Raw genomic sequence first — 26,271 nt, 5'->3', positions numbered from 1 at the left:
TTCCCCATTATGATTATGAAACAACATAATAATTTCCCACTCTCAATTTAAAAAAACTGTTTAAAGAATTCGTTTCTTTAAGAAAAAACCCTCTAATGATTTATTAAACTCGTTCGTATTTTTCAGAAGGGAAAAAATTAAAATTTGGCAATGGCGGATTGTCAGTAAAATTAAAAGATTATTTGGAAAATGTTATTTAAATAATAGCTCAATAATAGTCATAAGATTAGTAGTTTCTGTATTAATTCCTTTACAGAGTACAAAGTGGGCTCCAAAAAAAGTGCCTAGCACCACCCGGATAATGTCGACATATATCAACAAATTATGGGTAGTGACAGGCACTTTCTTTAATTTTCATTTATCTTTATTTGCTGCTCTCTATAACGAAGTCGTCTGGATCTAATTCAGGTCCTAACTCATTTCTTAGATATTCTTCATACAATTTATGATGTAGATATTGTTCTTTACCTAGTTTTGATAATTCACTGTTAACCCAGTCCTTCAATTCCTTATTGCCTTCTTTCACTGCAGGTGCCCACGGAGTAGGTTCAATTTTTTCAGGAAGTACTTGGAACTCTGGATTTTGACGTGCCCAGTAGTAAAGCACCACGTTATCTTGCAAGTATGCGTCTGCACGCCCATCTTTTAACGCTTGAAGAGCCTCCGTGTTCATCTCAAATTTAGTTAACTGAGCGCTTGGGATGTTTTTTGTTAAATATAAATCCCCTAGTGATCCATTAACCACCACAACCTTCTTTCCAGCTAGGTCTTCGAATATGGTAGAAGTGATAATGGATAAAGGACCAATGAATGATTACAAGTAGACTTATATTGAAAAATAAAATAGCTAGACATATAGAGTATAATAGATCAGTTGATTTAACAGGAACTGCACTTTGTGTGAAATATGAATTACTACAAATGCAAAAACAACGACATGGTGGCTCTATTATTAACATTTCATCTGTTAGTGGATTCCGTCCACAGCCAAATAATATTGCCTATGTTGCAGCAAAACATGGTGTAGTTGGGATGACAAAAGTGGCAGCAATGGAAAATGGTCCACTTAACATTCGTGTTAACTCGGTGACCCCAGGTGCAATAGATACGCCAATGCTTCGTGGTGCATTAGAACAATTTGGTTTCACAGAAGAAGAATATGCCCCTCAATTAAGTTTACTCAATCGTTTTGGACAACCAAGAGAAATCGCCCAAGCCAGTCTTTGGTTAGCCTCTGATGCATCCTCTTATATAACAGGCACTACAATATGTAGACGCAGGATATACTTCTCGCTAATAATCACAAAAAAAACGAATTGTTTTTCTTGATTATGAGCAGTATTAAAGGATCTTCGAGTAGAAGATCCTTTTTCCGTTTATTGCAAATTGTTTTGTTGCGATTTAGCTGTAGCTTGGGCTTGTTGGACTTCTTGTTGAGCTTGCTGGACTTGTTGTTGAGCTTGTTGAGCTTGTTGAAGTTGTTGTGTGTTAGCACTTGCTTGAGCAGATTGAGCAGCTTGTTGTGCAGACTGAGCAGCTTGTTGCGCTTGTTGAGCAGATTGAACAGCTTGTTGCATTTGTTGTTGTTGGTTTTGTTGCGTCATAAAAATACCTCCTAGGTGATGAAATTTGTTTGGAATTGAAATAAAACTTCAACAATAATTAAATTTTGCTAGTTTGAAAAATTTTATACAAAATTTTTTAGTATTCGAATTAATTTCATAAATCTGAGCCCTACAGGTTCAAGACTAAACTAAAGAAAGGAGTACCTCCCCAAAATATCGAAATGAGTAAGCGACCAAACCAACTCTTTAACTGGAGGAAGGCTCCCTCTACTCGATTCCAACTAACGGGCAGGATCGTTCAATAAAGGAATACTACTTTGTAATATAGAATTAATGATAAAAGAAGATTTAGGGGGATATTATGGATAATCAATTTAGAAAATTTCTTGACACTTTTTTAGATGCTTGGCGTTCTTCCTCATTAACAGAAATTAGTGATTTAATATCAAATAATTACAAGGGAAGAGAAATTACCGGAGGAGAGATTGTTGATTTTGAGTTTGATGAATCAATACTTGGTTGGGAACAAGGGTTTAAGTTTGTTAAAGAAAATAACGCCCAATGGGAATTGAATGAAATTTCTATTATTCCATTAAGAGCTGATGAGATGTTGGTTATAATATCTGCAACTATTCTCATGCAAGGTGAGGGTTTAAATACCGCAAATTTATTTTTCCAGACCTTTAAAAAAGATAGTTCTAAAGATTGGAAATTAATAAGAAGTTATATAGAAGCAGGAATTCCAATAGAGAATATAAAGAGAATGCAATTCAACTAACGAGTGCGATTGTTCAATAAGAGCAGTCGCTTTTCTTGTTCCGCTAACGTGGCAGTTTAGTTTAAGTATATTTCTTCACAAATTTAAATGAAAAAGCCGATTTTCCAACTACGGAACTCGGCGGGTTAAGAAGCCTTTCCACTTTCAAGAAAGGTGGGGTATACTAAACCTTGCTCTTAAAATAAGGTTATTTCTATCCACTTACATTATTGGATCTTGGATACGTTTATAAATTACATCAGGAACTTCTTGAAGTGAATCTACTGTTATAAAAAGACTGCTATGCTCAACGTTAACTTCAACCAGGTTATATTTCCATTCACTTTCTGCTGGAATGTATATTGCATGGATACCCGTTTCCAGAGCTGGGACAATATCCGTTCTTAATGAATTTCCAACCATCCATGTTACATAAGGGTCAGCCTTAATGGTTTTTAAAATATCGGATAGAGCTGTTGTATCCTTATGTTCCGAAATAAAAATGCGATGTTCAAAATATGTAGTCAATTCTAACTGGGTAATTTTTCTGTGTTGATTAGCCTCATCTCCTCCTGTATGCAAATATAATTCATGTCCCTCTTCTTTTAAACGTTGTAGAGTTTCATTCATATACGGAATAGGTTCAACAGGAATCTCGAATACCTTAAAACCCAACTCTCTTAAATATTGGATTTCATCTTTTTTCTTTTCCCTCCCAGTTAAGTCACAATAGTATTTATAAGTACCAACAAATGACTCAGGAAACCGATCTGACTTTAGTCCGTGCTCACTAATCGCTGCAACATCAAGTTGAAGCTGCTTCTGTTTTATATCTTCCTCGGTAATCGATTCAAACCACGCCATCATTTGGTCAGCGAACTCGTCTATTACTAGGTTAAAATATCTATTACAGTATGATAATGTATCATCAAGGTTAAATAAGATGTTTTGTTTTTGCATTTTTAACTCCTTTTCAAGTATATAGCTTTGACTATTGTTCCACTTTGACTAAGTTAATATTACTAAGATAAGTAAGCAGAATGTCAGAGTTATTCAACTAATGTGCAGGATAGTTTAATAATAAAATAACCCTTACATATTACGTAAGGGCAAAACAATTATAGAAGTAATTGATTAATCACACCTAAATGCTAAACAAGACGTTGCTGTAATTAAGGCTATTTTTTTAGAATTGTTACCTCTGGTAACGTAGTCTGCTAATATATACTTCAATGCTTTCATCGCATTGTACCTTATTAAAAAATAAATTAGGAAAAAATTAAAAGAAAGTGCATACCAAATAAAAATAGACGCGGAAGCGCGTAGATGAGAGGCGTGAGTCTAGACAAGCTGGCGAGAAGGTTTGCTCTTTAGTCTTCTTGACTGATTTGCTTATAACCGCGCCGGAGCCGGACATCTCATAAAATATAAAAAATAAGCACAGGGACAGCTCTACTTCTTCAAAGAGAAAAGAATCCTTCCCTGTGATTAAAAACTTATTTTCTTTTGAGAAGCCAGTCTTGAAAATCGGTGGCAACTTTTCTTTCACCTGTGATTCCCTCTGCAGCAGCTGAGGCTAAAAAAACAATCGGTTCGGCCATAACCCGTGGATCTAATAGCTGGAATTTTGATTCAATCTCTTTTCGAACTTCGTCCGGAATCATCCCGGTAGTAGTCGCACCACCCGGTAAAAGCATATTCACCATAATTCCATATTCCTTTAAATCTTCTGCCATTATATATGAGAGTGATTCAGTGGCTGCCCTCGATGGTCCATAAGGTACAAAGCCCTTTCTTTTCATAGTCTCATGATTCATAGAAATATTAATGATTCGCCCATGACCTTGTTCCATCATTAAAGGAGCAAACCCTCGAGCTACTAAAAAATATCCTGTGAGATTGGTATCAATTAAATCTCGAAAACCCTCTGGTGTTACTTTGAAAAATGGCTGAGGCTCGACTAAAAAACGCGGGTTTACTGTCCTCATCCCAATTCCCGCATTATTGACGAGAACATCCAGCTTCCCCCACTCTCTTTTCACCCATTCGACCGCCTGATTGACGGATTGTTCTGATCGAACATCCAAAGGAATTCCAACAGCAGGATAACCCTCGCGCTTTAACTTCTCTACTGCTTGATCCAATTTAGTTCCAACTCTAGAAGCTAACGCCACCGTGGCTCCAGCGTGAAGCAAAGCCTCAGCCATGGAAAATCCTAGGCCGCTTGAAGCACCTGTTACGAGGGCATGGATATTTCTTAACTCTTTTGTATTCATTGGCATTTTCCTCCGAAATGTTATTAGACCACTGACTAATACAGTATTCTATCTAATCATCACTTTTATACTTTGCCAAAAAAGTAAGCTAGAGGGTTTTCGGACGCAGTAAAAAAGGGGCAGAATAGGGAAAAATCCATTTTTAAGCGAGGAGGATCACGATTTTGAGCAACCACTGAACAATTTACTATCTGGTGGCGCCTAAAGGTCAGTTCAATAAAGAAAAAAGGTGTCTCTTTTGAGGAAGAATACGCTTCTGTGTTGAAAGTAAACAACTTTTTTCACACTTTTTTTACTATATTTGTATTGAACAACATAAACATTCTATAGAAGAAAATTATTTCTATAGGAGGTATCCATGGATCAAAAGGATCAAAGTCGTCAATTAGAACAAATAAAGCAAATGCAACAAATGTTTAAAGCGAACATGAAAACTCAACCTTATCCCATGTACCCTAACTATGGGAAAATCACACGTTACGAAGAAATTCCGATAAGTTTACCTGAACAGCGCCAGCTGAGCCATCCCGGAGTGGAAAAATTTATGGTACCCCTTCCAATTATCGAAAACCCGAACTATAAAGGGAGTGGAAAGTTAACAGGAAAAGTAGCACTTATTACAGGGGGTGACAGTGGTATTGGTGCGGCAGTAGCAATTGCGTTTGCTAAAGAAGGCGCAGATGTTGCTATTTCATACTTAGATGAACATGAGGATGCAAATAGAACAAAAACGAGGATTGAACAACTCGGACAACGTTGTTTTCTAATGCCTGGTGACTTGCGAGACAAACAACACTGTATCTCCATTGTAAAACAAACAGTAAATACGTTTGGACGTCTCGATATTCTTTGTAACCACGTTGGTATCCAATTCCAACAACTAAGTCTGCTTGACATTACAGATGAGCAATTCGATGACACCTTCAAAGTTAATATATACTCTCATTTTTACACAACAAGAGCAGCGCTTCCTCATTTAAAACCAGGCAGCTCAATCATTGGCACTTCTTCAGTGGTGACGTATGTAGGTGAGCAGCAAATGATTGATTATACGGCCACAAAAGGCGCAATAGTTGGTTGGACACGTGCCTTGGCTAAAAATGTCGTGAAACAAGGGATCCGAGTCAATGCCGTCGCCCCCGGCCGAATTTGGACCCCACTTATTTCAGCAAGTTTCTCGTCAGACCAAGTCGCTGTATATGGAGCATTTAATCCAATGGAACGAGTTGCCCATCCATTTGAACTCGCACCAACCTTTGTCTATCTTGCTTCTGATGATTCTCGTTTTGTTACTGGTCAAGTTCTTCATGTTGATGGGGGAGAATCCACACATTCCTAATGGAAGGGGGTTACCATTTTGAGATATGAATTTAATCCAGAAGTAAAGCTATTGCTAGTAAACCATTCAAATGAAAAAGTAAAGATGGTCTATATGGAGGATTCCTGGCCAATGTCTATAATAGCACTTAGACCACCATACTATTGCTACCCAAGTTACGAGTTGAATTATCCAATAATCTAATAACAACAGACAGTGTGGAAGTCCATTCGACATTTCGCTTAGGGTTCGCAATTATACTAACTTTCAATTCATCAATTTTAACTAATAAGAAAATAGGCAGTCGTCCTCACGATTATTAAATTTCCCGATTAGTTTCTATCCCAGAAAATATTCCAATTATTATATGGGTATCAGAGAATACGAATGAACAAACAGGGCTTCTCTTTTCGATGTCCTTATTAAGGGAACGAAAAAATAACATCTTTTTCATAAATACCGGACAGTTGTATAAAGAAATATTTAAGTCAAAATCAATTTGGCGACAGGGAATTTGGGCTTAAAAGGCATATTGAACAAATAAAGGATATCATTAAAGCTTTGCTGTAAGAGACATGGGCGAGAGCGACAGAAGCAGAAACAGAAAATAGAAAAAACTACAAAGCCGTATTGTTTATGAAGAAAGATAACAAATGTAATTAACAGTCTTCCATTCAGGTCTATCGCTTTAGGAATAATTGTGGAGCATAGAAATTCCACCACATAATCATTTAAACATTTATTGTGAAGAAATGTACTTACACTAACGGGTGCGTTAGTAAAAGAAGAATTAATTTATTTTAACAATGGGATCATATTTTAGGTATGCCAGAAAAGGACGTTGTAGAGGTCCTAGAAAACTAATGAGAAAATTCCCAATTTTCTTTGTTCACGGTCAATCTCCTTTTTTAATGAAAATGTTACCATATTGTTCCTGTCAATTAACTTTACTGAAAACAAGCAATGATATATTTATTACGGTCCTAGATGGATCAATCTCCTAACGATGACAAAATCGCATGCCACCTAGCAAAAAAACCGGTTTGAAACACCGGGCTTTTTGACGCTAGCTCTTGAACTTTCATAGATCTTCACCACCTAAAATATTTTCCTACTGCAAGTTTGCAAAGTCATATTTAAGGAGGTGCTATCACTTTCCGTTAAATATTTTCGATTACCCGAAGAATAATAAATATGAATTTATTTAATTTTTCATAGGAGTGTTATACATGGCTGAGGAACGCTTAAAGCAGATTTCCTTGAAACAAAAATCGCTATACCTACATCCTTAGGAGGAAGCGGGGATGGAGCAAACCCAAAAGAGGTACTTGTTTCGTCTGTGACAACTTGTTATACAGCGACTCTTGTGTTTGTGCTCGAAAGTAGAAAGCTACCTGTAGTGGAACTTACGGTGGATTCTGGGGCAAACATTTCTGAAAATGAGTTTAAAATTACCCATCATCCACATATTGTTTTATCTGCTGATGCAACACAAGAACAGATAGAATCAGCACATAGAGCTGCAGAAGCGGCAGATAAGGGATGTGAAGTGGGAAATTTATTAAAAAAAGCAGATGTTAAAATCGAGGTTCAAGGAAAAGTTTCCACTAAGTAGTGTATTCACCCAAAAGTAGATTTGTAAGCGTAAAGGATAGCAAATTGCTATCCTTTTTTATTTCTTTTTGCACGCTAATGATAATTTAAATGAAGACCTAATGTTGGATATAAATTACAACGATGGAAAGAATAAGAGGGGTAAGAAATATCGCTTGAATAGTAAGTTCTTCTACAAAAAATTACATTTAAATAGTTGTAAATTGTTGTGAGTGTAAGGTGGTTTGGGTGATCTTCAAACAAAATGTTTATCTATAAACAAAGTAAACTTTTATCGGTTGGAGGCCGTTAGAATGAAGGTTTTATCAATGATTCAGCCTTGGGCAAGTCTTTTTGTCCTTCGTGAGGCCAAATATGAAACAAGGACATGGAGAACGAATTATCGAGGGCCATTGGCGATTCACACAAGTAAAAAAATAGATAAGGCTGTCTGCAACCATGTAGCAATCCAGGCGTTGCTTGGAAAGCATGGGTACACAAAAGAGAACCTTCCAACTGGCATGATCATTGCGGTATGCAGGCTGGAAAATTGTTTGATGGTGACTGAAAACAACCAGACGAGTGCAATCCTGGAGGATGGAAGAATTGTATCAGGTAATGACTATTTTTTAGGTGACTTTCAAGTGGGAGGTTTTGCTTGGGAAGTTCAGGACATGCAGTTACTGGATGAGTTTATTCCAGCTAAAGGAAAACTAGGACTATGGGAATATAATTTATAACAATTTTTAGATAAAACTTATCCGCAGAATCTATGACACCGACTTAATTGTTTGGGTGCCATTCAGTTTTTAGACCCTTTTTTCACCACAACACGTATAGAACGATTACATAAATTTCGTTAACATAAAAATACCATTTTTCCTGAATGAGAAAATGTATTTTCTTTATTAGGAGTGATTAATTATTTTTTTCAATCCAATTATTACACCCGGTATCACAAATAACATTGGTAGCCATACTGGACCCATAACTTTCCCAGAAATACAAAGTCAGGAGATAATATTAGCACCACCTTAACGAAAATCGCGGAGAAGACAAATGGAAGATATGCATAAGTAATACCATTCCTAACTGAATCATGACAGGCGTCCCACATAGAAAGAAATAAAGACAAGCGAGCAAAGCCTGGTAACGCTATGCTCCATAGAATAGTTTCAATGACCTTCTCTTTATTCATAAGCTACACTTACTTTATATTTCTTAAACTTTCACGATCTTCAGCTAAAGGTGGTTGCTCCATCCAACCATATTTTATTAAAAGTTGAGCTCCGTTCTCCGCATACAGCCCTATCTCAGCCATGTAGTTAATTGAATATTAGTGAAGAAAAAAGTTTTTAGATATCTAAAAGACAATCCATAGCAACTTTTTCTAAATTTCTCTTCATTACTATTTCTCCTGAAAGAGTGTGCCTGTCACCACCCGAATCTTGTCGAGTAGAATTCGACAAATTATGGTGGTGACAGGCACTTATTAAAAAATTGTCATACAGTTTGTAATCCCAGTTTCTACTTCAAATCTTCTATCGAATTAATATCCATATACTTTGGTACAACCAGTCCATTCTTCGTGCCATGAAGGTTGCTTCCAAGGTCAATGAAGTCATTTTTATATTGCTTATAATATTCCGCGTGGGTGCTCGGCAGCCAGGCCGAAACCATACCGTCGGCGCTTTTGTTGGCCACACCAGCAAACATCGGGCCGACTTCCACTTGACTCAATTTCACATGGAATCCATTCTGCTCTAGCACCTTGGCGATGACATTGGTACTGGCAATTTCTGTATCCCAAGCCACATAGACAAGATTAATCGTCTCCCCATTACCTGCTTTGGCACCATTTGTCCATTGCCCCACTTTATCCTTGTTGGCATCCGTCCATTTTTTGGCTGCTTTCTCTGGATCCGTTCCGTCTTTAATATCCACCATCACTTTTTCTATATCTGCAGGCTCCCAGGAAAATTGATCAAGGATGGTATACGCGCCCGGCGCATCCTGTTCAAGGCCTTTTCTTACAATCGTATGAATATCCTCAACTGCACCAAAAGATTTCTTCGGATCCTCGAGAAATTTTAAGTCATAAGTGGAAAACATCCAATGCGGTGACCATCCGGTGACAATAATTGGTTTTTTCTGATTATAGGCCTTCTTTAATTCGGCAGCCATAGCAGCCGATGACCCTTCTTGCAGCTGCCATTGATCCAGCTGATAATCTTTGATCGCTTTATTCGATTGGGCCATAATTCCTGCACCAGGTTCAATCCCAATTATTTTATAACCAGTTTGGGTTCCAATACGATTCCCACCCTTTTTCACAGCTGTTTCTTTTGTGACTCCAGTCACGATCGCTGTCAGAATGACCAGTACAGCTAAAATGGAAAAGACGACTTTTTTCTTAATTACCTTTTCATAGGCCGGTTTCCGCAAGTTTTGGCTAATCCGGTCGAGTATAACGGCGATGAACACGATGGATAATCCTGCTTCAAAACCCTTTCCCACGTCAATTTGGCTAACAGCCCGGTAAACATCTGCGCCCAGCCCCGGCGCCCCTACAAGGGAAGCTGTCACAACCATTGATAAAGCTAGCATAATGCTTTGATTGACCCCGGCCATAATTGTTGGCGTAGCAATCGGTAATTGAACCTTGAATAATTTTTGGCTGCTACTGGAACCAAAGGCATCCGCTGCTTCAATTAAATCCTTTGGAACTTCCTTAATGCCCAGATTGGTCATTCGGATTGTTGGCGCAATGGCAAAAATAATCGAGGCAATAATTCCTGGCACCACTCCAATACCAAAAAACAATATCGAAGGAATTAAATAGACAAATGCCGGCATGGTTTGCATAAAATCTAAAGTCGGCGTTACAATTCGATGCACTGTTTTTCTTTGGGCACACCAGATTCCAACAGGGATCCCAATGATGATGGTAAATAATCCTGATAATAACACAATAGCTATGGTTTGAATGCTGGAATCCCAATAGCCGAGATTATCAATCAAGAGCAAGCTGACAAGCGCAAAAATTCCTAACGGCCATCTGCTTGTATAAATAACCAACAGAGTTAAGACGATGATTAAAACGATAGGCGGACCAGCACTTAATACATCCACTACGATATTTAGCAGGCCCTCGATGACGGTAGTTAAAAAGGTGAAAAATCCGGCAAATGCAACGGTGACCCACTTGACCAGAACGTCTACCCAATCTCCTAAAGGGATTTTTGGCACATTCATCTCATTCACTCTCCAAATCGTTCAAGGAATCTTTAATTCCTGCCAACGCACCGATGACGGCACCGCGAACGACCACACCTTTAAGTCGGTTCTCTTCATCGATAACAGAGATTGGCAGACTCGATGTCGCGATCACATCCATTAGTTCAGCGAGTATGGTATCTCCGGAAACGGTTGGAATATCCGTTGTCATAACATCTGCAATTGATTGATTCTGATCAATGGCCTGTCGTGCCTCTTCAGCGGTGATGGCACCCAATAATTTCCGATTGCGTCCAACAACAAATATACTGGAATATCCCTGCTTCCGCATGATTTCCAATGCCACCCGCGGCCCCCGGTCTATACCAATTCTTTCTGCTGGTTTCATTACATGGGATGCCGTTAATATTTTTGATAAATCTACATCTTCCACGAATTTCTCGACAAATTCATTCGCAGGATTCATTAAAATTTGCTCGGGTGTTCCCAGCTGAATGATACTGCCATCCTTCATCAACGCAATCCGATCACCGATTCGCAATGCTTCATCCAAATCATGGGTAATAAAGATGATCGTTTTCTTGTATTTCTCTTGGATCTCCAACAATTCATCCTGCATATCTTTCCGAATTAACGGGTCGAGCGCACTGAATGCCTCGTCCATCAAGATTACATCTGTGTCACTGGCAAGTGCCCTAGCTAGTCCCACCCGTTGTTGCATTCCCCCGCTTAATTGTTTTGGCAGCTGATTTTCGTAACCTTTTAACCCGACAATCTCCAATGCACTAAGTGCCCTTTTCCTTCGCTGTTCAGCGGGGACCTTCTGAATCTCCAGCCCATATTCCGTATTTTCCACTATCGTTTTATGAGGAAATAAGGCAAAATTCTGAAACACCATACTAATCTTTTTCTGCCTGACCTCCCTTAAGCGTGCATCACTCATCTTCACGATATCTTCATTTTCAATCAGGATTTCTCCGATTGTTGGCTTTATCAGGCGGTTAAACATACGGATTAACGTGGATTTTCCGCTTCCAGATAAACCCATAATGACAAAAATCTCACCAGGGTAAATTTCAAAGGAAACATTTTTTACCCCAAGGGTCTGTCCGGTGGCTTTCAAAATTTCCTTCTTGGTCTTTCCTTGTTTCAATAAGTCGATTGCAGCCTTTGGATTATTGCCAAAAATCTTAGAGACCCTTCTGACCTCGACGTAGGGATTCATGCAGTCACCTCATCTAATTAATTAACCGTATCATATACATTTTTGCCGAATATCCCCATTCTATGTTACTTCCGTCATAATTTTAGATTTAGCTAAAAAAGGTCCTATTCGAGTGACTACAAATCAACTTTTAAGGAAAGTTCCGATGGCGGTAAATAATTTCATCCTATAGTTCAGCTCAGAATTTACTTCCTGAAAAAAGAGCCTATGCAAGAATTAGTTATCTTGAATAGGCCCTTCTTTTTATCAGGTAATCTCATTTACTTATGATACGAGCGTGTTTATTCCTGAGAAACAATTCTTTTGTCAGGATGCGATTGTTATAGTAAATATAGAACAGGTCTGTTATACTAAGTATAGAACAAACAAGGATGGAGATGTTTGAATGGTGATCCTAGATCCCGAATCCAATATTCCGTTATATATGCAGCTTCGAACTCAAATAATTGAATCTATTGTACGTGGAAATTTATCGAAGGGTGATACATTACCTTCTGTTCGTGGGTTAGCTGGTGATTTAGGCATTAACATGCACACAGTCAATAAAAGCTATCACGAACTCGAGGCCAAGGGAATCATTGAAATCGTTCCAAAAAAAGGAGCGGTCATTATTGCAGATACAGAAAAAGGACCTTCAAAAAAACAGCGTGAGGACATTACTGAGGAGTTAAGACCCGCCGTAGCTGAAGCGCTCGTTCATGGCATGAAGGAAGAAGATCTCCATCAGTTAATTTCAGATATTATTTTAAAAGTGAAGGAGGTGTAATCAAATGGAATTTACGATATTATTTATCACCATAATTTTCGTAAGTGTGTTTCAAATTTTTATTCCATTTTTCGCAAAACGGACAGTTGTTTTTGGGGTTTCAATCCCTTATGAACAAATAAATAATCCTAAAGTGATGAAGTACAAGAAGATCTATGCCATTATTACTTCGATTATGGCACTCATTGTTTTGGGGGGATTTTTCTTTTGGAATCAGGGACAGAACGTGAATGAGACGCAGCTGGCTTTGGCAGGTATGATGCTCCCATTTATTGTGCTGCTTGTTGGTTTAGCATTATATTTATATTTTCACTTTACAATATCAAAATTAAAAAAGTCCCAAAATTGGTACCGGGAAGTGAAACAGGTTTATTATGCTGACCTGGCAATTCGTTCAAAGGATGAGATGCTGGCACCCTTTGCTCATCTCATGCCCATCATCATTTCAGCTGGTTTGGTCATTTTAACCGTAAATGTATATGACCGTTTGCCTAGCCAAATTCCAACACATTGGGGACCTACTGGTCAAGCAGATGCGTTTAGTAATAAAAGCTGGATGACTGTGCTTGGCCTGCCAATCATTTTAATCATTATGCAACTAATGTTCTTTGCCATAAACCTTTTTACAAAGAAATCCGGCATTAAAATCAATCCCGGTAATGTAACGTCATCAAAATTGCGTCAGCTTCGTCTTCGTAAATACACAAGCTGGTTCTTATTTGTTGTTAATATATTACTCTCTCTGTTATTTGCCATTTTACATCTAAATCTTATCTATGAAAACGTAATTAATGAAACCTTTATGATGATTTTACCTTTAGGTTTCATGGTCATCACCCTGGCAGGGACAATTTGGTTAGCCGTGAAAGTGGGCAGCGTGGACTCAGACTTTGAAGGAAAGCCAATAATGGAAAACACTAATAATGTTGAAGCGATGGATGAAGATAAATATTGGAAAGGCGGGTTATTCTATTATAACCGCAACGACCCTTCTGTATTTGTAGAGAAACGTTTTGGCATTGGCTATACATTAAATTTCGCTAATCCAATCGGATATTTAATTATCATTCTTCCAATTGTTTTGATTTGCATTCTTCCGTTCTTTTTCAATAAATGAAACTCTCACCCCCATTTTGTAGTGTAAAAAAGGAAATTAGTAAGGAGGCAAAGAAATTGATCTCACAAATAAACTGGGCCTTGGTTGCTCCAATCATTGCCATTCAAGTTATCTTAATGATTATTGCGTTGGTCGATCTCTTTAAAACAGAGAAGACGAATGGACCAAAATGGATGTGGGTACTTATCATTCTTTTTATCAATATTCTTGGTCCAATTTTGTATTTTGTCATAGGAAAAAAGCACGCATAAACTATGCTCCTAAAAAGGTGTGAGAAAGATGAAGCTGATGGAAGTAAGTTCATTAACTAAGTCATTTGGAAAGCATGTGGCGGTTAACGATTTGTCTTTTTCAATCAAGGAAGGACACTGTGTAGCACTGCTCGGCCCAAATGGCGCAGGAAAGACGACAACACTGGAAATGCTCGCAGGCCTGCAAAAACCAACAAACGGATCGGTCTCGTTTTTAGGCGTTGAAAATGGGGATTATCGGGAATCTATCGGCTACCTGCCACAGCAGCCTGTTTTTTTCCCTTGGATGAATGCAATGGAGTACCTCGTGTTTATGGGTGAACTTTCCGGACTGTCTAAGGCCAAGGCCTCGATGCGTGCTGATGAGTTACTTGAACTATTAGGAATTGCCGATGCTAGAAAGCGCAAGATCGGGGGGTATTCAGGGGGGATGAAGCAGCGTCTTGGAATTGCACAGGCACTGATTCATGAGCCAAAATTGCTAATGCTGGATGAACCGGTTTCAGCACTTGACCCGGTCGGACGCAGGGAAATGCTTGAATTGATGAAAATGCTGAAAGAAACAACGACGATTCTGTTTTCGACACATATCCTTCATGATGCTGAGGAGGTTTGTGATGATGTCATTATGATTCATAAAGGTGAGCTAGCCATCACGGGTTCTCTTTCAGAACTGCGCCGAAGGCATCAGGAGGATGTCATTATCATTTCAGCGGATGGAAATCTGGATGAATGGGCCCGAAGCATCGAGAAATGGAATGTGGTCTCTAAAGTGATCGCAAATAATGATACTATTAAAATTTATGTTAAAAATGCCGAAGTGGCAAGAAACCAGCTATTAGTTGAAATAGCCGAAAGGCAGCTGCCAATCTCGAGCTTCACAGTGGGGCAAACCAGCCTTGAGGATCTGTTCATGAAGGTGGTGGGAAAATGAAGAAGTGGTTCGTTCTTTTTCGAAAAGAATGGCTAGAGATGAGCCGCAATTATAAAGTGATCTGGATTCCACTCGTTTTTGTGTTGTTTGGACTCCTGCAGCCGGTAACAAGCTACTATATGCCGGAAATCTTGAAAAATGCAAGTAACCTGCCGAAAGGGGCCGTCATCAAAATTCCCATACCTTCTAGCGGAGAGGTCCTTGCACAAACTTTAGGGCAGTTTAACCAGATGGGGATTCTCGTTCTTGTTCTTGCTTTTATGGGCATTGTTTCCTCTGAACAGAGAAGCGGGATGATGAAAGCGATCCTGGTAAAACCTGTCGGCTATTCGTCTTATATCACCGCTAAATGGATGAGCGCGGTACTGCTTAGCGGCGGAGCCATCTTCCTTGGCATGCTAGCTTCATGGTATTATACAATACTATTAATTGGTGACTTCCCTTTTATGGATATCGTTAAGGGAATCAGTCTCTATTTCATATGGATCTTGTTTTTAATAACATTCACTGTTTTTCTTAGCAGCTTTTTGAAAAGCAGCGGGCTTGTAGCAGCATTTACACTGTTATTGAGTATTCTTTTAACACTTTTAACACCGCTTCTCAAGAAATGGATGGAATGGAGCCCAGCCCAGCTGACAAATGCCGCTGCTTCCCTATTTACAGCAGGGAAAATAGAGGGACCATTCTTAATCCCGCTTATTACGACCGTCATTCTTACGGCCCTTTTCCTATATCTTGCGGCCACCCGTAAATCAAGTCTATCACGGCTCGGATAACCTTTTTCAAAAAATAAACGGTTTCTCTAGGAAATGAAAGATAAAAAAATAGGTTGTCCTCACATGGGCAACCTTTCGCTTCTCATTTACTTTGATACGGTTCACCGTAACAGATATACCAGCGAAAACTTATCTTGCAGAAGGTCTCTTACCCTCTGAAATAAGATGATTGATTCTTTCAATTATTTGAGGCAGTTCACTCATCGTTTGAATCGTAAAATCTGCTCCATTTCGTAAAAAGGACTGTTCCGTTTTAGCAATGGCTTTCTCTTGATCCGCTTCAGAAAGGGCATTAAATTCTGCTAAGCTTAGTCCCATTTCCGAACTGCCAATGATGACACCTACTGACCAAACACCAGCATTAATCGCCTCTTTGATATCTGAGGTCGTATCACCTACTTTTACTACCTTCCATGAAGCTGATAATTTTAATACTTCCATGTTTCGATAAATCATATAAGGATACGGTCTTCCAAGCGAATTCGTTCCATCAGGCGTGATGTAAAAATCCGGACAATAGCCTTTTTTCATTGCATTAGGAACAACAACATCCATCATCGTTTGGGTATATCCTGTTGTCGAACCAATTTTCAACCCTTGGTTTCTTATTTCTTGGACAGTCTCAATCACCCCAGGAATTGGATCTGTATACTCTGATAATGAGACAAGCAGTGCAGGTTCAAATTCAGCATACAAGGTCTCGACATCTTGTTCATTAAAGACTCTTCCAAATTTTCCTTCCCATAATGCAGCTAGTCTAGGCATCGACAGCATCGCGCGAATATGGTCAATTTTCAACATCCCCATTGGCTCTCGCGCTTCTTCCATCGTCACTTCAATGCCCGCATTTTTAAAAATATCAATAAATACATTTACTGGTGCAAAGCAGCCAAAATCAACTGCTGTCCCAGCCCAATCAAGAATAACTCCTTCTACTCTATTCATTTTGTCACCACCCCCATATATTCTTCAATAATTCCGCATAATTCTTCGATATCTTCTTGATAGATTTCACCAATGTTTCCAATTCGGAAAGTGTTCTCGTCTGTTAATTTACCAGGGTAGAGCACATACCCTCTTTCTTTCACAAATGAATAAAATTCGGCAAAGTTAAAGCGTTCATTTGGAAATAGAAAAGCTGTAATAATAGGAGATTGCTTTTCTTCCGAAAGATATGTCTTAAACCCCAATCGTTCCATTCTCTCTCTTAAAATCCTATTATTCTGCTGATATCGGGTAAATCTTGCGGGTACTCCTCCCTCTTCTTCGAGTTCATCAATCGCTCGGGCAAATGCAGCTACCACATGTGTCGGCGAGGTAAAACGCCATTTTCCATCCTTGTCCATTTCTTTCCATTGATCATACAAATCTAAAGATAAACTGCGTGAATTTCCTTTACAAGTTACTAGTTTCTCTTTTTTGGCAATGACAAACGCAAATCCAGGAACTCCTTGGATACATTTATTGGCGCTGCTGATTAAAAAATCAATGCCAAGTTCTGATATATTAATTTCCAATCCGCCAAAACTGCTCATCGCATCAACAATGAACGTTTTCCCAAATTCGCTCGAAAGTTTTGCCATCATTTCAATAGGATTTAAAATTCCTGTTGTTGTTTCACAATGAACCATCATGATATGGGTAATATCCTGATCTACCTTTAAAATTTCTGTGATTTCTTCCACTTTTGGCTGTTCGTTGTAAGCAACATCGTATACCCGATAGTTTAGCCCGATATATCGAGCCGTTTTAACCATTCTCTCCCCATATGCGCCGTTCGAAATAATGAGTAGCTTATCTTGATTGGAAATGGCAGACGTCATCACGGATTCAACCGCAAACGAGCCGCTTCCCTGCATCAGAACAGTTGTATAGTCATCTTTAGAGGTCTCAGCTAATTCAAGCAGCTTTGTTCTTATTTTTTGCGTAATCTCTTTATATTCATTGTCCCATGTACAGCGGTCAAAAAGCATCTCTTCTTTTACTGTGGCTGACGTCGTCAAAGGTCCGGGTGTTAACAATTTATAGTGAACCATGTTCACATGCCTCCTTAAGAACCATAATTTTTTAGAGGAAAAAATCTGAGAAATTCCTGCTAAACATAGAATCTCCTTTTCTATATTTAGTGAGGAACTATCCATCAATCCAGAGTTTCCTATGTTAATTAGAATTTGCAGGAAAATAACGCTTTTTCAAACGAGTTGAAATCACTTCTAATACAATAGCAATAATTAAAATTCCATAGGTAATAAATCCAACTTCCTTCAGATCGAAATAGAAACCGGAGGCCATAAAAAGTTCAAACCCGATACCACCTGCTCCTGCTGCAGCTCCCATTGCGACAGCAACGCCGAAGTTGATTTCAAATCGCAAGAAAACCCATGACAATAAGTAAGTAAAAGTCGACGGCATTACACCTCTTGTCACAATATGCCACCAATTAGCTCCTGTTGCTTGCAAGGCTTCAATGATTCCTTTATCAACTTCTTCAAATGCCTCAGAGAAGGCTTTGACTAAATAGGCAACGGAATGAAATAACATTCCCAAAATAGCTGCTTCGCTTCCTAATCCGGCTGCAATCGCAAAAATTAACACCCATAAGACCGTTGGAACAGCCCGGATAATGGCGACAAATACACGGACTATTCTTACTGTCCATTTATTTGATAAGTTTGCGGCCGCCATCAATGAGAGGAAGAAGGCAATGACAGCGCCAATCACTGTTGCAAGGAAGGCTAAACCAAGAGTTATAACCATTTGATAGATGGCTTCTTCCATACTGAAATGGCTGATTGCCGGCTGCAGAAACATCACTTTCAAGTTATAGGCTGTTTCCGTCATGGCTGATTTGATTTCGAGCCCTGCATAGTTAAAAAATGCAAAAGCAACGATGGTCAAAATACTCAGGATGATCAAAGTCCAGGTTACGACCTGATCGACTTTGTTCCCCACCTTAATATTAATTCTGCCGTCTTTTTTTCTCCTGATCTGCACCGCTTCCATTATAGAATCACCTTCCGAATATAATTTGAAATCAGGTCAACCAGAATAACGGCAATGACAATACATAAGGTAACGAGTCCGACAGCATTATAATTCAAGGTTTTGTAGTACATATCAAAGGTATAACCGATTCCTGTCCCCGTTAATATGCCAACCAAAGTAGCACTTCGAATATTCGTTTCGATCATAAACAAGATCCAGCTCAGCATCTGCGGCAGACATTGAGGAATAACGGCTTGCTTACAATTTGGAAATAAGTCGCTCCTGTTGCCGTTAGTGCTTCAACAGAACTTTGGCCAACCTCATCCATGCTCTCCATGAATGCCCTCGTTAAAAATCCTACCGTCCCTACAAACAGCGCTAAAAAACCAGTTACTGAATTTTGTCCAAAAGATATGAGTAGGATCAATGACCAGGCAACCACGGGAATATTTCTTGAAACAGAAGCAACAAACCGGGCAAACACACTTAAAAAGCTGTTAACCTTAGTGGTATTAGATCCAAATAACCCTAAAAAGAGAGAAACAGCTGCTGCTAACGTTGTTGCAGCAATGGACATAAAAATCGTTTCTACCAATGTTTCCATAATCTTAGGCAATCTTTCCAATGAATCTTGAGTAATCGAAAGGTTTGATAACATCCAGCCTGCTGCTTCAGGAATGGTCACTAGTCCATCCCAAAAATTAAATTGTGTGATAAATGAGGACCAGTAGGTAAGAACGATGATGATGAGCAGAAAAATGACTGACTGCCATCTGTTTTTACGCATCGCTTTTTCGTTCAGTGTCATTTCTCCTTAGGCTATAATTAGTTCCTTCGTTTTCGTCCCATAAATCTTGTGAATTTGTTCTTCGGAAAGCTGATGGCTTGCACCTTCAAAGACAATTTCGCCTTGATTCAGACCAATGATACGATCCGAATAATTTTGCGCCACATCAACTTGATGTAGATTAACTAAACAAGTGATTCCGAGCTCAGTTGTAATGGCTTTTAAATGATCCATAATAATCTTGGAGGAATTTGGATCAAGTGAAGCAATCGGCTCATCACAAAGAACTAATTTCGGTTCTTGAATAAGTGCTCGACAGATTCCGACACGCTGCTGTTGGCCGCCGCTTAACTGGTCACAGCGTTTATAGGCATGCTCTTGAATTCCCAATTTCTCAAGCAGTTCAAAGGCGCGTTCTTTTTCTTCCTCTGTATATCTGCCTAAAATCCCCTGCATCGTTGTTTTATAGCCAAACCTGCCATGCAGGACATTTTCTATCACTGTCAAACGGGGAACCAAATTATAATGTTGAAATACCATTCCAATGTTGGTTCGCATTCTACGCAGCTCTCTTTTATTTAAACTGCCAACATCTTGTTGATTAAACGTAATCTTGCCTTCATTAAATTCAACCATTCGATTGATACAGCGTAAAAAAGTTGATTTACCTGCCCCCGACGGACCAATAATGGATACAAATTCACCAGGATTTATTTCAAGATTGATATTCTTCAAAATTTTCTTGTCAGAGGTATATGATTTTCCAAGTCCTTCAACCTTTAATAATGCCATTTGAATTGACTCCTTTTTATAAGCTTCATTGTAAGAGAGTGCTGTTCAACACTCTCCTGCAGTTTACTTTCTTCTTTAAAAAAGAAAATTATTTTGAAAGTTCGCGGATGGGATCGTACCATTTGTCTTCAACAGCAACAAGTCTTTCCTTACCTTTTTTAGCGTAAAGAGCAGTCTTTCCTGAACCTTCAGGGGCAAAGATTTTTTCATTGTTTGCAAAATCATCAGAAGTGAAGAGAGCTTGGATTTTATCAAAGTCCTCCTGGCCAAGTGAATCCTTGTTCGCAACAAATGGTTCATTTAATACCGGTGTTACGCTCATCAAAGTAAATTCTTTGCCTACAACCGTGTTAAATGGTTCAGCCGCTCCATCTTTCACACGATAAACAGAACCTACTTTATTTGCCTCACCTTTTGAAACCTCTACATAATCTTTTACACATGTATCACAGAATGCTGCAACATCTGCCTTACCTGATAATAAATTAACGGCAGAACCTTGGTGAGAGTTTCCAAATAATACTTGTGAGAAAAGTGGACCGCCTTGCATTAAATCTTCTTGTGTTAAATTTGCATACTTTTGTTGTTTTGAAAAATGGGCAATAATATTTTGGGATGGTACTTTAAATCCAGAAGTTGAGCTGTTTGACACAAAAGAGAATTTTGTATTCGCTAATGTATCCAGTGAAAATTTTCCGTTCTCTTTAAACTTATCCTGCTTGTCTACATTAACAGCTAACCAGCTGTGATATTTAGCATCATCTAAAGTGCCTGATTCTCCTGTTTTTACCGCAATTGGTTGAACTGCTTTATTACGTTTATTCGCTTCCACATAACTTTGCGCACCCGTGAAGGCAAGATCAGCTTTATTATTTACCAAAGTTTCAATGGCAATTGCATAATCGGTTGTTAATTGATGCTCTACTTTTTTACCAGTTGCTTCTGAAATCAAGCGTCCAATTTCATCACGAGATGCTTTTAAATTTTCCCCGGATTCGTTCGGATACCAAACCATTTTAATCACATCGTCTGTTTTGGCCTTACTGCCATTATTACCGCTGGCATTATTGGTATTACCTCCGCTGCATGCCGTTAAGAAAATAGAAAATAGTAAAATTACAGGTAGCAATAATTTTGTTTTCATGTTCTTATCCCCTTATTAATAAATTGACATTAAAATTTGTTTGACATCATCTTTGGTCATTTCAACCGGGTTGTTGTCCATTCGTCCTTTAGTAAAAGCATTTCCTGCGATTTTCTCAATTATCTCTTCATTCGCATGATAATCTCTTAATCTGCTTGAAAAACCAGCTAATTTAAAGAAGTAATCGATTTGCTCTTGTATTTCCTGACAGCTTCTCGCTCCAAATGCTTTTAGTAATTTATCACTCTCCAAAATTGAAGCAAAATTTAATTCCATTACTTTAGCCAAAGTGATACTAGCTGCAATGCCGTGCACCATTCCAAGTTCCAACGTGAGAGGATATGAAATGGAATGACATGCGGTCGTTCTTGTATTGCTGAATGCCAATCCTGCATACAAGCTGCCCAAAGCCAATTCTTTTCTTAGTGACACTTCTTGTGGGTGTGTTAATACAGCTTCAAAGTTATGAACAATACGACTGATTGCTTCTAATGAATAAACCCTTGAAATTTCATTTGAGTTTTTTGACCAGTAAGCTTCCGTGGCATGACACAAGGCATCCAAAGCGGTTGAGGCGGTAAGACTCATTGGTAATGAAGCCGTTAGTGCCGGATCAATGATTGCTGTATGGGAATATAAGTTTTCAGAGTCAATGGACAATTTTACTCCGTTCGCATTGTCCCAAATCGTTGCCCAACAAGTCACCTCAGAACCAGTTCCAGATGTAGTAGGTACGGCAACCCACGGAACTATGTTTGGATTTTCTGCATAAAGTTTTTCTTTAATCACACTTCGTAAACTAGAAATAGAATCTACTTCCATCTTCTTTAAAGCAGCTAAGGATTTAGCAAGATCAAGAACGCTCCCCCCCCCAATGCCTACTATACATTCGTAATCAAACTCTTTAATCAGTTGTGTATATCGAAATAAGTCCTCGACATCAGGATTGGATATTTGTACATCAAGCTGTTTGAATTCATATCTTGCAAGATATTTTTCCAAGTTTTGTCCAGCTTGTGATTTTGAAAAATCACCTCCTCGAGTTAAAAGTAAAACCTTGTTTGGTTGAAAACCTAAATTATTCAATACATTCTCAATTACCTCTAGAGAATCTATTTTGATTTTTACCGGATTATAGTAACTACCCATTGTTCATGTCCTTTCTATCGAGCTCTTTTCTTCTGTAGTCAGATTGTTTCATGTACCTTACAACGCAAGATTAATCCGTTTTATGCCGTTTCACAATAGGTTTTACAGTTTTATTACACAATTTCAACATATTTTACGTGTTGTTCACATAATTTTATATGAATTATGTCTATTTTTTGCGTAATATTGCCACATTTTTCTTTATTTTAAGGGTATAATCATTAGTATATTATTTACTTATAGACTTTTATCATGTGATTGGAGGGCGGTATTTTGTTACAAGAACAAAGACATCATGAAATTGAAACCTTCTTAAAGCGGCAAAAAGCTGTAAAGGCTGCAGAACTAGCTTCATTATTAGATGTCTCCATCGATACAATTAGAAGAGATTTAGAGGTCTTGGAGAAAAAGGGTATTGTAAAACGGGTTCACGGAGGAGCGATCTTAAAACAAAAAGAGGATACTGCACTTAATAAACTTTTTAACGAAAGAGAAGTCAAACATTTAGAGAAAAAAACAACTTGCCTTAGTAGCAGTTGAATTAATTGAAGAGGGGCAAGCTATCGCTTTAAACGGTGGTACCACTACCATTGAACTCGCAAAAGTCTTGGCAGACAAATTCGAAAGATTAACCATTATCACCAATGATTTGAGAATTGTAAGTATTCTTGGAAAGAATAAACATTTTAACATTATTCTATCAGGTGGTTTTTATAATCCAGAAGAATCCACGTTATATGGAAAACAGTGTGAGGATATTCTCTCTAATTTTAATATTGATATCGCCTTTATTACGGTTAATGCCTTATCATTTGAACATGGTTTAACAGATTTTAGAATCCATGAAGTTGGGGTGATTCAGTCCATTCTATCACGTTCAAAATATAAAGTTGTCGTGGCTGATTCGTCAAAATTCGAAACTAATGCTTATATTAATATTTGTCCATTAGAAAATATTGATTTAATCGTAACAGACAGTGCCCTTCCTTCAATTATAGAAAAGGAATATAGTGAACATCATATTCAAATTCTTACACCTCACTCAGATTTATCTAATGAGTAATTTTCAACAGTGTCTGTCACTCCCCGCAAAGTTTTCGACAAATTGAGGGCGGTGACAGGCACTCATTTCATTTCTTATGGTAGGGTTCACTGTGATGTATCTAAATGAGGTTTTATTTTTTAAATTATTAAAGACTTATTTACAGACAATTACTTCACGGGTAAATGACCCTTTTTTAACAACAGCGCGGTCAATCATGTAAAATCCCGCATTTATGAGGAGTTCATCGATTAATTCAACCGTAACTACTACGACTTTCTTTGCAATCCTGCGTGCACATTGGAGTATCTCGAGTTGTTCTTCAGGCGATATGACAGAACACAAATTGTAGGGTAAATCGATAATCGCTACATCATATTGATTTGTGATATTGCGGATGTCTGCCAATTTCACTTCTCCAGAAAGCCCAAAATGTGCGATATTCTCTCTAGCTCCACCAAGAATAAGAGGATTTCTATCGCTCCCAACTATATCAATCCCCATAGATAATGCCTCTACCAGTACGGTCCCAATCCCACAGCAAGGGTCAATGGCCTTTATTCCACTTGGAACTGGAATGGCAATATTGACTATCGCTCTTGCCACTCGTGTATTAAGCGCGGTGGAATAACTATGCGGTTTCTGTTGATGCCGAAACCAAACAGACTCACTTTTTAGATAATCACCGAATACCCATCTTCCATTTACATTCATGACACCAAACACTCGCTTTGGATTATGAATATCAGCCTCACCATTAATATGTAATCCGATTTCCTTCTCAATGGCCCGTCGGTATTCAATGCCCTTCTCTTCATTTTTTACATGTCCACCATTTTTTACATAATACACTTTAAACGTTTCCCCAGTTACTTGTAGGGCCGCTACTTGTTCGATGAGATTTTGAAGACTTTGCCCCTCATAAATGACAGCAAGTCTTTCCTTAATAAACGGACTCCGACTTGGGTCAATTTTCACGTGGCTTTCTAAGATGTTTGTTTGTGACTCCTTCCCAAATAATGAGCGCATTTCCAAAGCACACAATGAACGTTCATCCTCGTAACAGGCGTAAGTATATATATAGGTCGTTAGTTTTTCGTGTTTACAATCCAATAGTCCACATCCTTCTCTCTATAAATAATAAAAGGCAATAGGCATGCTCTTATTTAACCGCACCTATCGCCTCTCATGATAAAGTTTTACCTAAAAAACACCTTGTCTATATTGTACTTCGACTTGAGTTCATTAGTAATATACGTTTCGTATATTTCTCTATGGACAGGGTCTTCAATCACACAAACTTCAATTTTAGTGACTTCATCTCTATGCATTTTGATTGGAGATACAGTATCCTCAAAATGCTTTTTAATTCTTGGTCTCAACTTCCTTGCTTTACCAACGAATAATAGTTCTTGTTTATTGTTATAGAACATAAAAATACCACCCTTATCTCTAGGGATAAGATGAAATTCTGTAAACCCATAAATATTACTTAACTCAGGATTATTCTGTTTGGTAATGGTAACACTGGGTTTTGGAATTGTTATATTTATCACTACGTTCACTTCCTCTTTTAATATCTCTTATGATGTTATCATAACCGGAATTAAATTACTTCATTTACTTATGGTACGGTTCATCGCACCGGTTTAACCTGCAGTTTTTCACAAATCCTTTAGGAGTTAATTAAAAAGATATTTTTGAGAGATTACCGTTGCCTATTACTCAAATCATCTTAACTAATAGTTGTAGCACGTCTGAAGCTGCGAAAATAGCTCATGCACCCATTTCAGAAGTTTCAAGGAGTCGGCTTCATCTATTGTATATGTAAGTGCGTGGTGTTTAACTGCCTCCTCCATAGTCGATGATAAGCCTTAATTGACTACAAAGAAAATTTACGAGAAAATATATATAAAATGCCTAAAAAGAAAGGAGGATTTCAGTGGAACATCGCTCACTAATTCTGCTTGGATTACTCATGGGGCAAAGTCAACACGGATATCAAATTAATGAATTTATCGAAAGAAACTTAAGTACAGTTACGGATATGAAAAAGCCAACTGCATATGCAACTCTGGATAAACTTAATCAAAAGGGGCTTATAGATATTCAGTTAGAGCAAGAAGGAAATAGACCCACCCGAAAAGTGTACTCTATAAATGAAAATGGCCGAAACTATTTTTATAAATTATTATTGGATAATCTGTCTTCCGCAGAAAGTGTTAATTACCAAGGAGATATTGGGTTAATGTTTATTGATTTTCTCCCGATGGATAAAGCAATACCGGCCTTGAAAGAACGATTAATGAAAAACAAGAAATTAATAGACCTATTTAACCAAACCCCGACACATGGAACACGAACCGGTGTTAATCTTGCAGTCGAACATAAAATTACAATGTTAGAAGCAGAAGTTACCTTTCTTGAAAAAACCATTCATCATCTTCTTCATTCGGATTAAATTTTTTAATCAGACGATTCAAAGGAACCCACCGAGGGTTCCTTTTTTATTTAAATTTCAAAAAAATGACCATATTTTAACCATATAATCACGATT

General features: G+C 38.2%; 28 protein-coding genes and 1 pseudogene. 14 read left to right on the top strand and 15 right to left on the bottom strand.

The window, feature by feature from the left end; translation table 11 throughout:
- Window positions 1-364: 364 nt before the first annotated feature.
- Window positions 365-745, bottom strand: a complete 381-nt coding sequence (locus tag QNN06_RS03750) for a type 2 periplasmic-binding domain-containing protein (RefSeq protein WP_481819239.1) — start codon at window positions 743-745, stop codon at window positions 365-367.
- A 65-nt stretch (window positions 746-810) separates the two neighbouring features.
- On the opposite strand from QNN06_RS03750, the gene QNN06_RS03745 reads away from it, so the two are divergent.
- Entirely contained in the window at window positions 811-1,329 is a 519-nt protein-coding gene (locus QNN06_RS03745; protein WP_284037005.1) for an SDR family NAD(P)-dependent oxidoreductase, read from the top strand.
- 47 nt (window positions 1,330-1,376) lie between these two features.
- Here QNN06_RS03745 and QNN06_RS03740 read toward each other — a convergent pair whose 3' ends face one another.
- Window positions 1,377-1,604: a hypothetical protein gene (locus QNN06_RS03740; RefSeq protein WP_284037004.1), complete on the bottom strand. Its 228-nt coding sequence runs from the start codon at window positions 1,602-1,604 to the stop codon at window positions 1,377-1,379.
- Between the two features lie 322 nt (window positions 1,605-1,926).
- On the opposite strand from QNN06_RS03740, the gene QNN06_RS03735 reads away from it, so the two are divergent.
- On the top strand, window positions 1,927-2,343 hold the full coding sequence (locus QNN06_RS03735; RefSeq protein ID WP_217033282.1) for a flavoprotein: 417 nt from the start codon (window positions 1,927-1,929) through the stop codon (window positions 2,341-2,343).
- A 201-nt stretch (window positions 2,344-2,544) separates the two neighbouring features.
- On the opposite strand, the gene QNN06_RS03730 is transcribed toward QNN06_RS03735, so the two are convergent.
- Window positions 2,545-3,282, bottom strand: coding sequence for an HAD family hydrolase (locus tag QNN06_RS03730; RefSeq protein ID WP_213118731.1), 738 nt, complete (start codon window positions 3,280-3,282; stop codon window positions 2,545-2,547).
- Between the two features lie 536 nt (window positions 3,283-3,818).
- Window positions 3,819-4,598: an SDR family NAD(P)-dependent oxidoreductase gene (locus QNN06_RS03725; protein ID WP_284037003.1), complete on the bottom strand. Its 780-nt coding sequence runs from the start codon at window positions 4,596-4,598 to the stop codon at window positions 3,819-3,821.
- 358 nt (window positions 4,599-4,956) lie between these two features.
- Between QNN06_RS03725 and QNN06_RS03720 the strand changes: the two genes are divergently transcribed.
- From QNN06_RS03720 to QNN06_RS03710, 4 genes are all read left to right on the top strand, one after another.
- The gene (locus QNN06_RS03720; RefSeq protein ID WP_284037002.1) at window positions 4,957-5,937 is read left to right on the top strand and encodes an SDR family oxidoreductase; all 981 of its coding nucleotides are present in this window, start codon (window positions 4,957-4,959) and stop codon (window positions 5,935-5,937) included.
- Between the two features lie 302 nt (window positions 5,938-6,239).
- The gene (locus tag QNN06_RS31325) at window positions 6,240-6,440 is read left to right on the top strand and encodes a DUF1835 domain-containing protein (RefSeq protein ID WP_481819255.1); all 201 of its coding nucleotides are present in this window, start codon (window positions 6,240-6,242) and stop codon (window positions 6,438-6,440) included.
- 746 nt (window positions 6,441-7,186) lie between these two features.
- Entirely contained in the window at window positions 7,187-7,531 is a 345-nt protein-coding gene (locus tag QNN06_RS03715; protein ID WP_349654940.1) for an OsmC family protein, read from the top strand.
- 292 nt (window positions 7,532-7,823) lie between these two features.
- On the top strand, window positions 7,824-8,249 hold the full coding sequence (locus QNN06_RS03710) for an ASCH domain-containing protein (protein WP_213118735.1): 426 nt from the start codon (window positions 7,824-7,826) through the stop codon (window positions 8,247-8,249).
- Window positions 8,250-9,036: 787 nt separating this feature from the next.
- On the opposite strand, the gene QNN06_RS03700 is transcribed toward QNN06_RS03710, so the two are convergent.
- Entirely contained in the window at window positions 9,037-10,764 is a 1,728-nt protein-coding gene (locus tag QNN06_RS03700) for a glycine betaine ABC transporter substrate-binding protein (protein WP_284037001.1), read from the bottom strand.
- 1 nt (window position 10,765) lies between these two features.
- Window positions 10,766-11,971 (bottom strand): quaternary amine ABC transporter ATP-binding protein, encoded by a 1,206-nt coding sequence (locus tag QNN06_RS03695; RefSeq protein WP_213118737.1) that lies wholly within the window; start codon window positions 11,969-11,971, stop codon window positions 10,766-10,768.
- A 385-nt stretch (window positions 11,972-12,356) separates the two neighbouring features.
- Here QNN06_RS03695 and QNN06_RS03690 point away from each other — a divergent pair, with 385 nt between their 5' ends.
- The 5 genes from QNN06_RS03690 to QNN06_RS03670 are packed head-to-tail and all read left to right on the top strand — an operon-like array spanning window position 12,357 to window position 15,815.
- Complete coding sequence (locus tag QNN06_RS03690; RefSeq protein WP_284037000.1) at window positions 12,357-12,737, top strand: GntR family transcriptional regulator; 381 nt, start codon at window positions 12,357-12,359, stop codon at window positions 12,735-12,737.
- A 4-nt stretch (window positions 12,738-12,741) separates the two neighbouring features.
- Window positions 12,742-13,854 (top strand): DUF1648 domain-containing protein, encoded by a 1,113-nt coding sequence (locus tag QNN06_RS03685; RefSeq protein ID WP_284036999.1) that lies wholly within the window; start codon window positions 12,742-12,744, stop codon window positions 13,852-13,854.
- 59 nt (window positions 13,855-13,913) lie between these two features.
- Window positions 13,914-14,105, top strand: a complete 192-nt coding sequence (locus QNN06_RS03680; protein ID WP_284037885.1) for a PLD nuclease N-terminal domain-containing protein — start codon at window positions 13,914-13,916, stop codon at window positions 14,103-14,105.
- Between the two features lie 28 nt (window positions 14,106-14,133).
- Window positions 14,134-15,039: an ABC transporter ATP-binding protein gene (locus tag QNN06_RS03675; protein ID WP_284036998.1), complete on the top strand. Its 906-nt coding sequence runs from the start codon at window positions 14,134-14,136 to the stop codon at window positions 15,037-15,039.
- Window positions 15,036-15,815: an ABC transporter permease gene (locus QNN06_RS03670; protein ID WP_217033275.1), complete on the top strand. Its 780-nt coding sequence runs from the start codon at window positions 15,036-15,038 to the stop codon at window positions 15,813-15,815. Before QNN06_RS03675 ends, QNN06_RS03670 begins: the two co-directional genes overlap by 4 nt.
- 129 nt (window positions 15,816-15,944) lie before the next feature.
- Here the strand turns inward: QNN06_RS03670 and phnX are convergent, their stop codons facing one another.
- The 7 genes and pseudogenes from phnX to QNN06_RS03635 all read right to left on the bottom strand — a co-directional run bounded on the left by phnX (window position 15,945) and on the right by QNN06_RS03635 (window position 22,672).
- Window positions 15,945-16,760, bottom strand: coding sequence for a phosphonoacetaldehyde hydrolase (gene phnX, locus QNN06_RS03665; RefSeq protein WP_217033273.1), 816 nt, complete (start codon window positions 16,758-16,760; stop codon window positions 15,945-15,947).
- A complete protein-coding gene (gene phnW, locus QNN06_RS03660) occupies window positions 16,757-17,851 on the bottom strand; it encodes a 2-aminoethylphosphonate--pyruvate transaminase (protein WP_213118744.1) in 1,095 nt (364 codons plus the stop codon). The genes phnX and phnW overlap by 4 nt, the downstream gene beginning before the upstream one ends.
- Before the next feature lie 124 nt (window positions 17,852-17,975).
- Complete coding sequence (locus QNN06_RS03655) at window positions 17,976-18,818, bottom strand: ABC transporter permease subunit (RefSeq protein WP_213118745.1); 843 nt, start codon at window positions 18,816-18,818, stop codon at window positions 17,976-17,978.
- Window positions 18,818-19,602 (bottom strand): annotated as a pseudogene (gene phnE, locus QNN06_RS03650) (phosphonate ABC transporter, permease protein PhnE). Before phnE ends, QNN06_RS03655 begins: the two are co-directional and overlap by 1 nt.
- Before the next feature lie 12 nt (window positions 19,603-19,614).
- Window positions 19,615-20,379 (bottom strand): phosphonate ABC transporter ATP-binding protein, encoded by a 765-nt coding sequence (gene phnC, locus QNN06_RS03645; RefSeq protein ID WP_213118747.1) that lies wholly within the window; start codon window positions 20,377-20,379, stop codon window positions 19,615-19,617.
- Window positions 20,380-20,467: 88 nt separating this feature from the next.
- Window positions 20,468-21,523, bottom strand: a complete 1,056-nt coding sequence (locus QNN06_RS03640; RefSeq protein ID WP_217033267.1) for a PhnD/SsuA/transferrin family substrate-binding protein — start codon at window positions 21,521-21,523, stop codon at window positions 20,468-20,470.
- A 15-nt stretch (window positions 21,524-21,538) separates the two neighbouring features.
- The gene (locus tag QNN06_RS03635) at window positions 21,539-22,672 is read right to left on the bottom strand and encodes a phosphonoacetaldehyde reductase (protein ID WP_284036997.1); all 1,134 of its coding nucleotides are present in this window, start codon (window positions 22,670-22,672) and stop codon (window positions 21,539-21,541) included.
- A 273-nt stretch (window positions 22,673-22,945) separates the two neighbouring features.
- On the opposite strand from QNN06_RS03635, the gene QNN06_RS03630 reads away from it, so the two are divergent.
- Both QNN06_RS03630 and QNN06_RS03625 read left to right on the top strand, forming a co-directional pair.
- On the top strand, window positions 22,946-23,212 hold the full coding sequence (locus tag QNN06_RS03630; protein WP_284036996.1) for a DeoR family transcriptional regulator: 267 nt from the start codon (window positions 22,946-22,948) through the stop codon (window positions 23,210-23,212).
- A gap of 4 nt (window positions 23,213-23,216) precedes the next feature.
- Complete coding sequence (locus QNN06_RS03625) at window positions 23,217-23,735, top strand: DeoR/GlpR family DNA-binding transcription regulator (protein WP_349654939.1); 519 nt, start codon at window positions 23,217-23,219, stop codon at window positions 23,733-23,735.
- 135 nt (window positions 23,736-23,870) lie between these two features.
- On the opposite strand, the gene QNN06_RS03620 is transcribed toward QNN06_RS03625, so the two are convergent.
- The gene (locus QNN06_RS03620) at window positions 23,871-24,827 is read right to left on the bottom strand and encodes a TRM11 family SAM-dependent methyltransferase (protein ID WP_254124447.1); all 957 of its coding nucleotides are present in this window, start codon (window positions 24,825-24,827) and stop codon (window positions 23,871-23,873) included.
- 86 nt (window positions 24,828-24,913) lie between these two features.
- Window positions 24,914-25,270, bottom strand: coding sequence for a nucleotide excision repair endonuclease (locus QNN06_RS03615; RefSeq protein WP_213118751.1), 357 nt, complete (start codon window positions 25,268-25,270; stop codon window positions 24,914-24,916).
- A gap of 386 nt (window positions 25,271-25,656) precedes the next feature.
- Between QNN06_RS03615 and QNN06_RS03610 the strand changes: the two genes are divergently transcribed.
- Window positions 25,657-26,175, top strand: coding sequence for a PadR family transcriptional regulator (locus QNN06_RS03610; RefSeq protein ID WP_217033263.1), 519 nt, complete (start codon window positions 25,657-25,659; stop codon window positions 26,173-26,175).
- Window positions 26,176-26,271: the final 96 nt, after the last annotated feature.

Source organism: Neobacillus sp. 114 (genome assembly GCF_030127045.1).
In the GTDB taxonomy this organism is placed as follows: Bacteria; Bacillota; Bacilli; order Bacillales; family Cytobacillaceae; genus Neobacillus; species Neobacillus rhizophilus.
This window is presented reverse-complemented; position numbering and strand designations above follow the sequence as displayed.